Here is an 11,563-nt window from a genome sequence, read left to right as displayed (position 1 = left end):
CTCCCTCCTTCCTTAGTCTGTCCGCCCACACCCACTCGAGGCCTGCGCTTAACGCTCCCGCTCCTCCGGCCGGTTAGACAGAAAGTAGCCCACGCCCCACTTGGTACGGATATACTCCGGGTTGGCCGGGTCCAGCTCCAGCTTCTCCCGGAGCCGGCGGACGTGGACATCCACTGTGCGGTAATCTCCAATATACTCATAGCCCCAGACCACATTGAGCAGATTTTCCCGACTGTACACCCGGCCTGGATTGCGCATGAGCAGCTCCATCAGGTCGAACTCCTTGGCGGTGAGCTCCACCATCTTGTCCCCCTTCCAGGCTGCCCGCTCCCCGGTATCCAGCCGAATGTGGCCTATGGACAGAACGCCGCCCGACTGCTTCTGTCCGGCGGCGCCGGAACGGCGGAGGAGCGCCCTCACCCGCGCCTTCAGCTCCAGGATGTTGAAGGGCTTGGTGATGTAGTCGTCCGCCCCGCTCTCAAATCCCATGAGCTTGTCCGCGTCCTCCCCCTTAGCCGTCAGCATGATGACGGGCACATTGGAGAACTCCCGGATACGCATACAAGCCTGAAGGCCATCAATCTTGGGCATCATCAGGTCCAGCAGGATCAGGTCAAAGCTCCCCTCCCGGGCCAGCTCAACCGCCTGCTCCCCATCGTAGCCCACCTCCACCTGGTAGCCCTCGTGCTCCAAGTTGAATTTGATGCCCTTGACCAGTACCTGCTCGTCGTCTACTACTAATATTTTCGCCATGGATAAAAACTCCTTATTCCCTGTCCTAGCCCACACAGGCATACTCCCGCAGCCCATCCAGGATACCTGGTCCGATCCCGGACACATTGTCCAGCTCGTCCACCGACTGGAAGGGCCCGTGCGCCTCTCGGTAGTCTACAATGTCCTGGGCCCGCTTCTCCCCAATGCCCGGCAGGCGCCGCAAATCATACTGGTCCGCGGTATTGAGATTGATCTTCTCCCCGGGCAGAAGGCTGTCCGGCCTCCCCCCGAAGGAGGAAGATCCCTTTTCCGTCTCCTGGGGCTCCTCCCGGTCGTTCCGGGCGGCAGTCACCTGATAGGGCTGGGCCGCACTCCTCTGGGCCAGGAACCAGCCCCCAGTGAACAGCACAAACCCCGCGGTTAGCAGCAGTATCACCTTATCGAAGCGGGATATATCTCTCATCTTTCTCCCCCCTGCCGCTTGCGGACTGCCGCTGCTTTTGCTATAATACTGCTATCCGACTTTGCCAGATGAACGGATATAAAATTAGTATATCATACATACGGAGAATTTCCTATGAAAAAATATCGCTTTCTCTCTCTACTTCTGCTGTTCCCCATGGTACTGACTTTGTTCACCGCCCCAGCCGCTGCCCTGGAGGAGCCTGACCTGTTTTGCACCAACGCGGTACTGCTGGATGCCAATTACAACGAGGTACTGTACGACAAGGGGGCCTATGAGAAGGCCTATCCCGCCAGCACTACCAAGGTCATGACCGCCCTTCTGGTGCTGGAAGCCATTGAGAACGGTCAGCTCTCTCCCTCTACCATGGTCACCGCCGGCCCTACCCGGATGCAGGATATCCCCTCCGGCGCCGGCTATGTGGTGGCCAGCTTGAAGGAGGGCGAGGTCATGTCGGTGGAGGACCTGCTCTACTGTGTCATGCTCCCCTCCGCCGCCGACGCCGCCAATGTATTGGCGGTAGAAGTAGATGGTACCATCGAGGATTTCGTAGCCCATATGAACCGAAAGGCCGGGGAACTGGGTTGTCAGAACACCCATTTCACCAACACAGCCGGCATGCACAGCGAGGACCACTACTCCACAGCCTATGACCTGGCCCTGATCTTCCAGGCGGCCTTGGAATACGACCTGTTCCGCACCATCATCAAGACTGCCGCTTACACTGTACCCGCCACCAATCTGTCGGCGGAGCGGTATTTCTACAACACCAACGGACTGATTTCCAACCTCTGGTACTCCGGCTATGTCTATGACAAGTGTATCGGCGGCAAGACAGGCAACACGGACGAGGCTGGCCGCTGCCTCATCGCCGCCGCCGAGGACGGGGACACTCTGCTCATTTCGGTGGTGCTGGGCTCCGGCCCCATGGAGCAGGAGGGCTATGAGGACTTGCGCCAGGGACAGTTGGTAGAGAGCAAACGGCTGCTGGAATACGGCTTCAACAATTTTGAACGCGTCACCATCACCAAGGGGACCGAGCCTGTGGACAAGGTGGCGGTCACCATGTCCCGCCAGGCGGACGAGGTCAATGTCAAGCCTCAGGGCTCCATCACCCGCACGCTCCCCAAGGACATGGATCTGGACGCCATTGAAACTAGGATTGCCCTCTTTTCCCAGGAGGTGGAGGCCCCGGTGGAGGAGGGCCAGGTGCTCGGCGTTATGACTCTGTCCTATGAGGGCGAGGTATACGGCAAGCTGGACCTGGTAGCGGTCAATTCCGTGGAACGGTCCGAGCTGTTGTATAAAAAGGAGCAGTTCATCTCCTTCTTCCAGGATACCTGGGTCCAGATCGTCCTGGCTGTCGTTCTGCTGCTGGCCGCCTTTATCCTGCTGAGGCTGCTGGTCTTCCGCAAGAAGCGGCGGTATCGCTCCGGCACCGGCGCCCGCTCCCGGAGCAATTATCGGGGCATTCGAAAATAACCTTCTCCTCCAGTGGGATAGAGCGGGACCTGTCAGCTAGTTTGACCAGGTCCCGGTCCACCCGTCAGGGCGCCCCTTTCCGCAGACCTCGCGCCCGTGCGACATCATGTGCTCCAACATAAAAAAACAGGCACGGCTGGGCTGAGGACAGCTCCCTTCCGCGCCTGTTATCTATGGTCATCATGTCGAGCTCACCCAGCTCAAATGAGAGTTTTCAGTGCCTGGGCCATCTGGTCAGGACAGGAGGTGCTCTTAGCTCCGCAGCGGATGCCCTCCAGCCGCCCTATGGCTTCTTTGACTTCCATCCCCCGCAGCAGTGAGGACAAGCCCTGCAGATTTCCGCTGCAGCCGCCCTCTACCCGGACTGAGAGGATGCGTCCCTCCTCTACCTCTATTTCAAACAGATGGGAACAGACACCCTTAGGTCTGTATCTAATCGTCATATGGTTCACCCCATTTCCTCCGCTATCATAGCAAAATCGGAGGAAAAAGGCAAGTATTTCTCTCCTGTATCCGTTATGCCTGGTGTTTTCTCTGCAGTTGAAGCCGGTCGGCGATCATGGCGATGAACTCACTGTTGGTGGGCTTTCCCTTGGCGTTGGAAACGGTATAGCCAAAGTATTTCTGCAGCGTCTCTAAATCGCCCCGGTCCCACGCCACCTCGATGGCATGACGGATTGCCCGTTCTACCCGGCTGGCAGTAGTATTGAACCGCTTGGCCACTTCGGGATAGAGGACCTTGGTCACCGCATTGATCACGTCCATATCCCGGACCGCGATCAGGATGGCCTCCCTCAAATACTGATAGCCTTTGATGTGGGCGGGCACTCCCACCTCGTGGATGATGGCCGTGACCTGCTTCTCCAGATCGACGCCCCGATCACCCTCTGTTTCTATGGCTGTCCCACCGGTGAGGTCCCGAATCCGCTCACACAGGGCACTGCTTCGACAGGGCTTCACCATAAAATAGTCAGCCCCCTTTGCCGCAGCGGCATCCGCGATCCCGCCTCTGGTATAATTGGACAGCACCAGGATCTTGGGGCGTTTCTCCATCTTGTTCAGCTGTTCCAGCACCTCCAGGCCGTCCAGGCCCGCCAGCACAATCTCCATCACCACCGCGTCCGGCATCAGCTCGCTCACCATACGGACTAACTCAGCCCCATCGCCTGTCTGACCGGCCACTTGGATATCCGCCTCTCCGGACAGGCTGTCTACCAGACCCCGCCGGAAGTCCTCTCCAGCGTCTGCAATCAATATTCGTTTGATTGCTTCCATCATGATATCACTCCTACTGCTTCATATGTCCTCGTCCACAGTTGGGACGGGTTTCGACCGGCCACCTATAATCTAGCATAATCAGACAGCATATTCAAGCCAATTCTTCTATATTTTTCCATGAACTTTTCTTTAATTTTCGACATTTTTGGAATATTTTGGATGTTATCTGTGGAAGTTTGTGTCGTATTAGAAAGAAAAAGGGCCTCAGGTGTGGTATCCTGAGGCCCCTGGCTCAAGACATCTGGGCTTGGCGGCAGCTGTCGGCCTGTCGGATCATATTTTCCGCCAGGATGCCATAGCCCCGCTGGGGGTCGCTGACCAAGACGTGAGTCACAGCGCCCACCAGCCTGCCGTCCTGCAGGATCGGGCTGCCGCTCATTCCCTGGACGATGCCGCCGGTGGTCTCCAGCAGCTCCTGATCGGTCACCTGGACCATCAGGTTACGGGTCCCATCCCCATCCAGAAAGAGTTTGGTAATCTCGATGTCAAACTCTTCCACCTTGTCCCCCCGGATATTGGACAGGATCGTGGCTTTTCCAGTGTGGATCTGCTCCCTGTCAGCCACTTCTACCGGCTCCAACCCCTGGGTCAGCTCGTTTTGGTCCAACTGGCCAAAGATACCCAGATTGGTGTTGGCGTAGAGTGTTCCCAAGTCCCGGGTCAAATCAAATTGCCCATGGAGTTCACCGGGCTGGCCGCTGACCCCTTTTTTCACATCAGACACCGTCGCCTCCATGATAGCGCCCGATTCCAGCGGCATAAGCATGGCGGTATCCACGTCGTTGATGCCATGGCCTAGGGCGGCGAACACACCGGTCTCCGGGTCATAGAAGGTCACTGTTCCGATGCCCGCCATTGAGTCTCTCAGCCAGACGCCCAGTTGGTAATTCCCCTGACTGTTGGCCACAGGGGCGGTAGTCAGCTGCAACTGCCGCTGGCCCCGGACCGCCTGAATGGTCAGCTGCTCTCCCTGCTGCTGTGCCACCATCTCCTGTATTTCTTCGATGGTGTCCACCTCTTCCCCATTGATATGGGTAATCACGTCTCCCGCCTTCAAGCCGCAATCCCGCCCGGGGTATTGGGCGCCCCGCTCTGTTTCCACCGGTGAGAGGCCCACCACCAGCACACCGTCAGAAAAAAGCTTGATACCCACTGCCCGGCCCAGGGGGATCACCTGTTCGCCAATCTCGGTATCCACGGAAGCGGCGGCGGACAGTCTAGGCATTGTCAGCATGGCGGGCGCGGCCGCTTCCGAGGCCCTTCCCCCATCTCCGGTCAACAGGATAGCCGCTAGAAGACACAGCCCCAGCACACCCGCCAAAGCGCCGGCCATACCGGGGCCGCCCTTCTGTTTTGGTCCTTTCTCCATTTGTTCCACCCCCTTAAAAACGAAAGGGCGGACGGCACGTTCAAGCCGTCCGCCCTCTCATTATGACCGTGTCGGGGGAGATTCAATCAAGGGTAGACCTTCCACCCTTTCCAGCTGTCCGCGCTTCGTCCTATCTGGGACGGACAATGGAAAAAGGACCCTGGACCCTAATGTCAGCAAAGGAATATTTTTTAGCAAAGACAGACTGGAGGACCCCCAATGGAATCCCTCCAGTCTGTCCGATCCATTTCCTTTCCCTGAAGCTGGGCGCTTTTTACAGCCGCGCGGACCACTCCGCCTCTCGGAAGCCCACCAGCACAAAGTCATCCGCCACCAGGATGGGCCGTTTGACCAGCATTCCGTCGGTGGCCAGCAGTGCCAGCTGATCCTCCTCCGTCATGGTGGGGAGCTTGTCCTTCAGTTCCAAAGACTTGTACAATAGGCCGGAGGTATTAAAAAATTTTTTTAATGGCAAGCCGCTGGCCTGCCACCATCCGCGCAGCTCTTCCGCTGTAGGATTATTCTCCTTAATGTGTCTCTCGGTGTAGGACACGCCCCGGTCGTCCAGGAATTTTTTGGCCCGCTGGCAGGTGGTGCATTTGGGGTAACATACAAACAGCATGGTCGCCGCCTCCTTTTTTCCTATGGTATCATGTTTCTCAGGGCGGCGCAACCAAAAGAGAACATTTCAGCCAGAAGTTCTCTGCTGAAAAATATCATAGTTGGAATGAAAATCCTTTTTTACCTCATTTCGGGCGGTACGGTCGTATCCCGTCCCAGCTCTTCCCCCAGCTTTTGCAGCTCTCCCAGGGTCGATACGCTGATATCGCTCTCCAGCAGACGCAGCCGGGCCCGTGGGGGCATCTTGTCCCAGTAGGACAGCAGCACCGGGTCGTGGCCCACCACATCCTGTGGCAGACGGTAATATTGCTCCATAAGCTCTCCTCCTTCTCCCACAGCTTGCCCGAAAAAGGGGGAGAGCATACGAAAAAGAGCCTGCCATGTCAAATCATGGCAGGCCCCTAGCGGCGGTGTTATTCCTGGGGCGGATTCTCCTGGGCTTCTGTTTCCTGAACCTCCGCTTCCTGATGGGCAGACGGCTCCGCTGCGCGCTCCACAGGCTCCACCCGCGCGACCACCTCCACCTCATCGTCGGCAGAACTCTTCAGCTCGGCGATGCGGTCGTTGTTGGCCTCGATCGCCGCCTTGGCCGCAGTGATCTTCTCGCAGGAGGCGGCATAGGCCGCCTCAGGGGCGGCACCCTTCTCCGCGTAGTACAGCTTACCCAGCTCGATGTACGCCTTTTTGATGGTGTCCTCCTCGCCCATGTTGGCGGTCTTTAGCTTGGCGATCTCCGCCAGCCGCTTGGACTGGGCTACACCGGCCTGGGCCAAGTCAGTGGCCTTTTCCTTGAAATTATCAAAAAATCCCATGGTATCATTGCCTCCTTCATTCCATACGGTCGCCCGTTTGATGGCTTCATTTTATCCTATTTTGTTTTCCAGCGCAAGGACCTTGCCCCCGATTTAATGTTTTTTTCATCTTTGCTATATCTTTCTTTCAGGAATGGAATAAAAACGGAGTCTCCGGACATTCCGAAGGCCCCCGTTTCCAACTACATGTATCACTCAATACCGTCCAAAGTCACCGGAGCGGCCCTTGGTCACATCGGCGCCGAATTCATAGTCCTTGCCGGGCAGGATGGCGTTGAGGGCGATGCCAGCGATGGCCGCAATGGCCAGGGAGGTCAGCGTCACGGAGGCGCCGCCCACATGGAAGGTCAGTCCGGAGAACTCGTTGTTGTTGCCCCAGATCTTGAAGCCCAGGCCGCACACCATGATGACGGCCGCAATAATAAGATTGCGGGAGTTGGTGAAATCCACCCGGTTCTCCACCACGTTGCGCACGCCGATAGCGGAGATCATGCCATAGAGGATGAAGGACACGCCGCCGATAATGGCGGTGGGGATGGAGTTGATGACGGCGGCAAACTTGGGAGAGAAGGACAGCACCACCGCATAGACAGCGGCCAGCCGGACCACCTTGGGATCAAAGACCTGGGACAGCTCCAGCACACCGGTGTTCTCGCCATAGGTGGTATTGGCGGGACCGCCAAACATTCCGGCCAGGGAGGTGGCGATGCCGTCGCCAATGAGGGTGCGGTGGAGGCCCGGATTCTCAATAAAGTTCTCCCCCACCGTGGCGGAGATGGCAGACATATCCCCGATATGCTCCATCATGGCCGCCACGGCGATGGGGGCCATGACCAGGATGGAGGTAAGGTCGAACTTGGCCAAGACAAAGGGCTGCAGTCCGACCAGTTCCGCGGCGGCCATGCCGGAGAAGTCCACCTGGTTGGTAGCCAACGCTACCACATAGGGGATCACAACGCCCAGCAGAATAGGAATGATCTTGATCATGCCCTTGCCCCAAATGTTTGCCGCGATAACAACAGCGATGGACAGAAGGGCCAGCCACCAGTTCGTGGAGGCGTTATTGATCGCGCTGGGGGCCAGGGACAAGCCAATGAGGATGATGATGGGCCCGGTGACTACGGGGGGCAGGTAGCGCATGACCTTGCGCACGCCCAGCAGCCGGATCAGAGCGGCCAGCACCAGATACATCAGGCCAGCTATCACGATGCCGCCCAGGGCGTAGGGCAGCTTTTCCTCTCCGGTCATATTGGCATAGATGCCGGAATCCAGCTGGGCCACCGCGCTGAAGCCGCCCAGATAGGCAAAGGAGGAACCCAGGAACGCTGGCACCTTCAGCTTGGTACATACGTGGAAGAACAGGGTGCCCACACCGGCGAAAAACAGGGTGGTCTGGATGGAAAGGGGCAGCCCGTAGCCCTGGACCAGGATGGGGACCAGCACGGTAGCGCCGAACATGGCGAACATATGCTGAAGGCCGAGGATCAGCATTTTGGGCAGGCCCAACTGACGGGCGTCGCGGATAGGCTCGTGGTGATTCATTTACATTTCTCCCTTCACGTTTGGCACACAAAAAAAGACAACCACATTGTGATTGTCAGCGGCAGATAGAAATGAGGGCCCCGTCAAACTTAGGCCAGCTAAAAGGCTCATACATGGTCATGACGCGCTCCCCCTTTCTCGTTCCGAAGTATCATAACAGAATTTCCGACAGGACGCAAGAGAAAATGTTATGTTTTCGGGATTTTTTCTCGAAAGATAAAAGATTTTTTCTTCTCTGCCGGCTTGTTGGTCGTTCCGCGCATTGACTTTTTTCCCTTGGGGGGATAAACTAGTTTTGATTTTTCCCTCTTGGGGAGTTTTTTGCCTTCCCGCTGGGAAGGCTTTTCTCTGTCCCGCCCCATACCAAAGATAAAGGAGCGATCTGCCATGAAGCGGCCCTTCGTCACCCTGGAGCAGCTCCAGGAAATCGTCAAACAGTACCCCACCCCCTTCCACCTTTACGATGAGAAGGGCATCCGTGAAACCGCCCGCGGCCTGTACCGGGCCTTCTCCTGGAATCCAGGCTTTAAGGAGTATTTTGCCGTCAAGGCCACCCCCAATCCCCAAATTCTGAAGCTCCTGCGGGAGGAGGGCTGTGGCGTGGACTGCTCCTCCCTCACCGAGCTGATGATGAGCCAGCGGTGTGGCTTTGCCGGGGACGAGATCATGTTTTCTTCCAATGATACGCCCGCCGAGGAATTTCAGCTGGCCGCCGAATTGGGGGCCACCATCAATCTGGACGATATCAGTCACATCGACTTTTTGCGGAACACCATCGGCTATATCCCCAAAAAGATCTCCTGCCGCTATAACCCTGGCGGCACCTTTACCCTGGGCGAGAGCAAAGAGGGCTTTCAGGTGATGGATAACCCCGGGGAGGCCAAATACGGTCTGACCCGGCCCCAGATGACCCAGGCATTCCGCCGGCTGAAAGAGCTGGGCGCCGAGGAGTTCGGCATCCACGCTTTCCTGGCCTCCAACACCATTTCCAACGAGTATTACCCCGCCCTGGCCGCCATTCTCTTCCGCACCGCTGTGGAGTTGAAGGAAGAAACCGGCTGTCATATCACCTTTATCAACCTGTCCGGCGGAGTGGGCGTCCCCTACCGTCCGGATCAGCCTGCCAATGACATCGCGGTCATCGGCGAAGGGGTACGGAGGGCCTACGAGGAGATCCTGGTCCCCGCGGGGATGGGTGATGTGTCCCTCTGCACCGAGCTGGGCCGGTTCATGCTGGCTCCCCACGGCCACCTGGTCACCCAAGTTCTCCACGAGAAGCGCACCTATAAGGATTATATTGGGGTGGACGCCTGTGCCTCCAATCTGATGCGGCCGGCCATCTATGGGGCCTATCACCACATCACTGTGATGGGCAAGGAGGACCTGCCCTGTGACCACAAGTACGACGTCACCGGCGCCCTGTGTGAGAACAGCGACAAATTCGCCATCGACCGGATGCTGCCTGAGATAGACATTGGTGATCTGTTGGTCATCCATGACACCGGCGCCCATGGCCACGCTATGGGCTATCAGTACAATGGACGGCTCCGTTCCGCCGAGGTCCTGCTGTGCGAGGACGGCTCTACCCGCCTGATCCGTCGGGCCGAAACGCCGGAAGACTATTTCGCCACCGCTATTTGGGAGTAAGGCGTCTGCCGGGGACTGAGGGCTGTATACAACTCCGCGCCCATTTCCAGGGCGATTTGGAATTTGTACTCCATGTCCAGGCACAGCTGGTGCGTCAGACTGTCCATCAGCTGGTCCAAAAGCTGGCACCCCTCCTCATTCAGCCGCCCCTTCAACTGATTGTAATTTTTATCCACGATTTCACCACTAGCCCGATAGTCCGGGTCTTTCATCATTTCATTTCGGCATTCCAAGACATAGTCATACAGGATTCTTACCGATTCTATCATGATTTGTCCTCCCACTTTTATACTCCAAACGGGTTAATTCTATTATAATTACTCCGTTTGGGGCTGTCAAGGGGGTAAAGAAAAAATGACAAAATTATCTGACCGTCTTTTCCTCCTCCGAAAAGAACGGCATCTCACCCAAGGAGATGCGGCAAAAGGAATGGGCGTCCCGTTCAGCACTTACCGGCGATATGAAAAGCGGGAGCGGGAGCCGGACGCCTCCACCCTGGTCCGGATGGCCGACTTCTACCAGGTCACCCTGGATTACCTGGTGGGCCGGTCTGAGAAAAGGAGCTAGTATTTTGAACATCATGGGTGAGATCGCCGTTGTGTTCGGCGTTTGTCTGATTTCCGAGGGCATCTCCTTTCTGCTGCCCTTCCCCTTTCCCGCCGGGGTCATCAGTCTGGTGCTTCTCCTGCTGCTCCTCTTTTCTGGAGTGGTAAAGGAGCGGCACATTGGCCGGGTCTCCGGCTTCCTGGTGGACAATATGGCCTTCTTCTTCGTCCCGCCCTGTGTAGCCATCATGGAGCATTGGGAGAAGCTTCTTCCCTACCTGCTCCCCTTCCTTTTTATTGCCGTAGTCACCACCCCCCTGGTCTATCTGGTCACCGCCTGGACCATCCAGCTACTCATTCGGCGGAAAGGGGGGAAAGGCCGGTGAGAGACATTCTTTTCTCCTCCCCCTTCTTTGGCATTGTGCTGACCTGCGCGGCCTGGAGCGTGGCTCAGTGGATCCAGAAACGGACCGGCTGTTTCCTGCTCAACCCCCTTGCCGTGGCCGTGGCTCTGATCCTGTCGGTATTGGCAGCCCTCCGTGTCCCGTATGAGGACTACCAGCAGGGCGGCGATGTCCTCTCCCTGCTCCTGGGCCCAGTGACCGCGGTGCTGGCCCTGAATATCTACCGCCAGCGTCAGCTACTAAAGGAGTATTTTTTCCCTGTCCTGGCGGGGTGCTTCACCGGCTGTCTCACTAGTCTTGGGTCCATCCTTCTGCTGTGCAAACTGCTGTCTGTGGACAGTGTCATTGCCTCCTCCCTCCTGCCTAAAAGCGTCACAACCGCTATCGCTGTTGCCATCTCGGACAGCAACGGTGGTATTCAGGGCATCACAGTCACCGCCGTGCTGGTGGCCGGAGTAATAGGCGCTATCTTTGCCCCCCTTTTCGCCAAACTGTTCCACGTCACAGACCCGGTGGCGGAAGGGGTGGCCATCGGGGCGTGCAGCCATGCTCTGGGTACCTCCAAGGCCATGGAGATTGGCGCTCTCCAGGGGGCTATGAGCTCTATCGCCCTTTGTGTATGCGGCATCATGACCTCCATCATCATCATGTTTTTCTAATCCGCATAAAAGCAGCCCGTGCCATCG

At 57.3% G+C, this 11,563-nt stretch carries 16 protein-coding genes; 5 read left to right on the top strand and 11 right to left on the bottom strand.

The features are described from left to right. Positions 1 to 48: 48 nt before the first annotated feature. Positions 49 to 753 (bottom strand): response regulator transcription factor, encoded by a 705-nt coding sequence (locus WKS99_RS05435; protein ID WP_147571494.1) that lies wholly within the window; start codon positions 751 to 753, stop codon positions 49 to 51. 25 nt (positions 754 to 778) lie between these two features. Then, a complete protein-coding gene (locus WKS99_RS05430) occupies positions 779 to 1,177 on the bottom strand; it encodes a ComEA family DNA-binding protein (RefSeq protein WP_240288248.1) in 399 nt (132 codons plus the stop codon). A 114-nt stretch (positions 1,178 to 1,291) separates the two neighbouring features. Between WKS99_RS05430 and WKS99_RS05425 the strand changes: the two genes are divergently transcribed. Then, positions 1,292 to 2,659 carry a D-alanyl-D-alanine carboxypeptidase family protein gene (locus WKS99_RS05425; RefSeq protein ID WP_262669687.1) on the top strand — a complete coding sequence of 456 codons (1,368 nt, stop codon included), beginning with the start codon at positions 1,292 to 1,294 and terminating at the stop codon, positions 2,657 to 2,659. Between the two features lie 200 nt (positions 2,660 to 2,859). Here the strand turns inward: WKS99_RS05425 and WKS99_RS05420 are convergent, their stop codons facing one another. The 8 genes from WKS99_RS05420 to WKS99_RS05385 all read right to left on the bottom strand — a co-directional run bounded on the left by WKS99_RS05420 (position 2,860) and on the right by WKS99_RS05385 (position 8,670). Next, the gene (locus tag WKS99_RS05420) at positions 2,860 to 3,102 is read right to left on the bottom strand and encodes a TIGR03905 family TSCPD domain-containing protein (protein WP_147571500.1); all 243 of its coding nucleotides are present in this window, start codon (positions 3,100 to 3,102) and stop codon (positions 2,860 to 2,862) included. A gap of 73 nt (positions 3,103 to 3,175) precedes the next feature. Beyond that, entirely contained in the window at positions 3,176 to 3,937 is a 762-nt protein-coding gene (gene spo0A, locus WKS99_RS05415) for a sporulation transcription factor Spo0A (protein ID WP_147571502.1), read from the bottom strand. 232 nt (positions 3,938 to 4,169) lie between these two features. Next, the gene (gene spoIVB / locus WKS99_RS05410) at positions 4,170 to 5,306 is read right to left on the bottom strand and encodes a SpoIVB peptidase (protein WP_240288252.1); all 1,137 of its coding nucleotides are present in this window, start codon (positions 5,304 to 5,306) and stop codon (positions 4,170 to 4,172) included. 274 nt (positions 5,307 to 5,580) lie between these two features. Further along, entirely contained in the window at positions 5,581 to 5,928 is a 348-nt protein-coding gene (locus WKS99_RS05405; protein WP_147571504.1) for an arsenate reductase family protein, read from the bottom strand. Between the two features lie 119 nt (positions 5,929 to 6,047). After that, positions 6,048 to 6,242 carry a hypothetical protein gene (locus WKS99_RS05400; protein WP_147571506.1) on the bottom strand — a complete coding sequence of 65 codons (195 nt, stop codon included), beginning with the start codon at positions 6,240 to 6,242 and terminating at the stop codon, positions 6,048 to 6,050. 98 nt (positions 6,243 to 6,340) lie between these two features. Further along, positions 6,341 to 6,739: a serine proteinase gene (locus WKS99_RS05395; protein WP_147571508.1), complete on the bottom strand. Its 399-nt coding sequence runs from the start codon at positions 6,737 to 6,739 to the stop codon at positions 6,341 to 6,343. Positions 6,740 to 6,934: 195 nt separating this feature from the next. After that, complete coding sequence (locus WKS99_RS05390; protein WP_147571510.1) at positions 6,935 to 8,281, bottom strand: uracil-xanthine permease family protein; 1,347 nt, start codon at positions 8,279 to 8,281, stop codon at positions 6,935 to 6,937. Positions 8,282 to 8,469: 188 nt separating this feature from the next. After that, positions 8,470 to 8,670: a hypothetical protein gene (locus tag WKS99_RS05385; RefSeq protein WP_147571512.1), complete on the bottom strand. Its 201-nt coding sequence runs from the start codon at positions 8,668 to 8,670 to the stop codon at positions 8,470 to 8,472. On the opposite strand from WKS99_RS05385, the gene WKS99_RS05380 reads away from it, so the two are divergent. Then, positions 8,669 to 9,928 (top strand): diaminopimelate decarboxylase, encoded by a 1,260-nt coding sequence (locus WKS99_RS05380; protein WP_147571514.1) that lies wholly within the window; start codon positions 8,669 to 8,671, stop codon positions 9,926 to 9,928. The two genes, WKS99_RS05385 and WKS99_RS05380, sit on opposite strands and share 2 nt — an antisense overlap. On the opposite strand, the gene WKS99_RS05375 is transcribed toward WKS99_RS05380, so the two are convergent. Further along, positions 9,901 to 10,197 carry a DUF6809 family protein gene (locus WKS99_RS05375; RefSeq protein ID WP_186851933.1) on the bottom strand — a complete coding sequence of 99 codons (297 nt, stop codon included), beginning with the start codon at positions 10,195 to 10,197 and terminating at the stop codon, positions 9,901 to 9,903. The two genes, WKS99_RS05380 and WKS99_RS05375, sit on opposite strands and share 28 nt — an antisense overlap. A gap of 85 nt (positions 10,198 to 10,282) precedes the next feature. Between WKS99_RS05375 and WKS99_RS05370 the strand changes: the two genes are divergently transcribed. Genes WKS99_RS05370 through WKS99_RS05360 form a run of 3 tightly spaced genes read left to right on the top strand, consistent with a single transcriptional unit; the run spans position 10,283 to position 11,536 of the window. Continuing rightward, positions 10,283 to 10,495 (top strand): helix-turn-helix domain-containing protein, encoded by a 213-nt coding sequence (locus tag WKS99_RS05370; RefSeq protein WP_186851932.1) that lies wholly within the window; start codon positions 10,283 to 10,285, stop codon positions 10,493 to 10,495. Between the two features lie 13 nt (positions 10,496 to 10,508). Beyond that, positions 10,509 to 10,859 (top strand): CidA/LrgA family protein, encoded by a 351-nt coding sequence (locus tag WKS99_RS05365; RefSeq protein ID WP_262669747.1) that lies wholly within the window; start codon positions 10,509 to 10,511, stop codon positions 10,857 to 10,859. Beyond that, a complete protein-coding gene (locus WKS99_RS05360) occupies positions 10,856 to 11,536 on the top strand; it encodes an LrgB family protein (protein WP_147571531.1) in 681 nt (226 codons plus the stop codon). The genes WKS99_RS05365 and WKS99_RS05360 overlap by 4 nt, the downstream gene beginning before the upstream one ends. Positions 11,537 to 11,563: the final 27 nt, after the last annotated feature.

The sequence above is a fragment of the Flintibacter sp. HCN-6482 genome (genome assembly GCF_037892565.1).
In the GTDB taxonomy this organism is placed as follows: Bacteria; Bacillota; Clostridia; order Oscillospirales; family Oscillospiraceae; genus Lawsonibacter; species Lawsonibacter aceti.
Note: the sequence above shows the minus strand (reverse complement) of the source record. Positions and strands in the feature narration are given on the sequence as shown.

Excerpts from the sequence above, each read along its gene's own strand:
- WKS99_RS05430 (WP_240288248.1), bottom strand. The coding sequence starts at position 1,177 with ATGAGAGATATATCCCGCTTCGATAAGGTGATACTGCTGCTAACCGCG.
- spo0A (WP_147571502.1), bottom strand. The coding sequence starts at position 3,937 with ATGATGGAAGCAATCAAACGAATATTGATTGCAGACGCTGGAGAGGAC.
- WKS99_RS05405 (WP_147571504.1), bottom strand. The coding sequence starts at position 5,928 with ATGCTGTTTGTATGTTACCCCAAATGCACCACCTGCCAGCGGGCCAAA.
- WKS99_RS05375 (WP_186851933.1), bottom strand. The coding sequence starts at position 10,197 with ATGATAGAATCGGTAAGAATCCTGTATGACTATGTCTTGGAATGCCGA.
- WKS99_RS05365 (WP_262669747.1), top strand. The coding sequence starts at position 10,509 with ATGGGTGAGATCGCCGTTGTGTTCGGCGTTTGTCTGATTTCCGAGGGC.
- WKS99_RS05395 (WP_147571508.1), bottom strand. The coding sequence starts at position 6,739 with ATGGGATTTTTTGATAATTTCAAGGAAAAGGCCACTGACTTGGCCCAG.
- WKS99_RS05370 (WP_186851932.1), top strand. The coding sequence starts at position 10,283 with ATGACAAAATTATCTGACCGTCTTTTCCTCCTCCGAAAAGAACGGCAT.
- WKS99_RS05390 (WP_147571510.1), bottom strand. The coding sequence starts at position 8,281 with ATGAATCACCACGAGCCTATCCGCGACGCCCGTCAGTTGGGCCTGCCC.
- WKS99_RS05435 (WP_147571494.1), bottom strand. The coding sequence starts at position 753 with ATGGCGAAAATATTAGTAGTAGACGACGAGCAGGTACTGGTCAAGGGC.
- WKS99_RS05385 (WP_147571512.1), bottom strand. The coding sequence starts at position 8,670 with ATGGCAGATCGCTCCTTTATCTTTGGTATGGGGCGGGACAGAGAAAAG.
- WKS99_RS05420 (WP_147571500.1), bottom strand. The coding sequence starts at position 3,102 with ATGACGATTAGATACAGACCTAAGGGTGTCTGTTCCCATCTGTTTGAA.
- WKS99_RS05425 (WP_262669687.1), top strand. The coding sequence starts at position 1,292 with ATGAAAAAATATCGCTTTCTCTCTCTACTTCTGCTGTTCCCCATGGTA.
- WKS99_RS05380 (WP_147571514.1), top strand. The coding sequence starts at position 8,669 with ATGAAGCGGCCCTTCGTCACCCTGGAGCAGCTCCAGGAAATCGTCAAA.
- WKS99_RS05400 (WP_147571506.1), bottom strand. The coding sequence starts at position 6,242 with ATGGAGCAATATTACCGTCTGCCACAGGATGTGGTGGGCCACGACCCG.
- spoIVB (WP_240288252.1), bottom strand. The coding sequence starts at position 5,306 with ATGGAGAAAGGACCAAAACAGAAGGGCGGCCCCGGTATGGCCGGCGCT.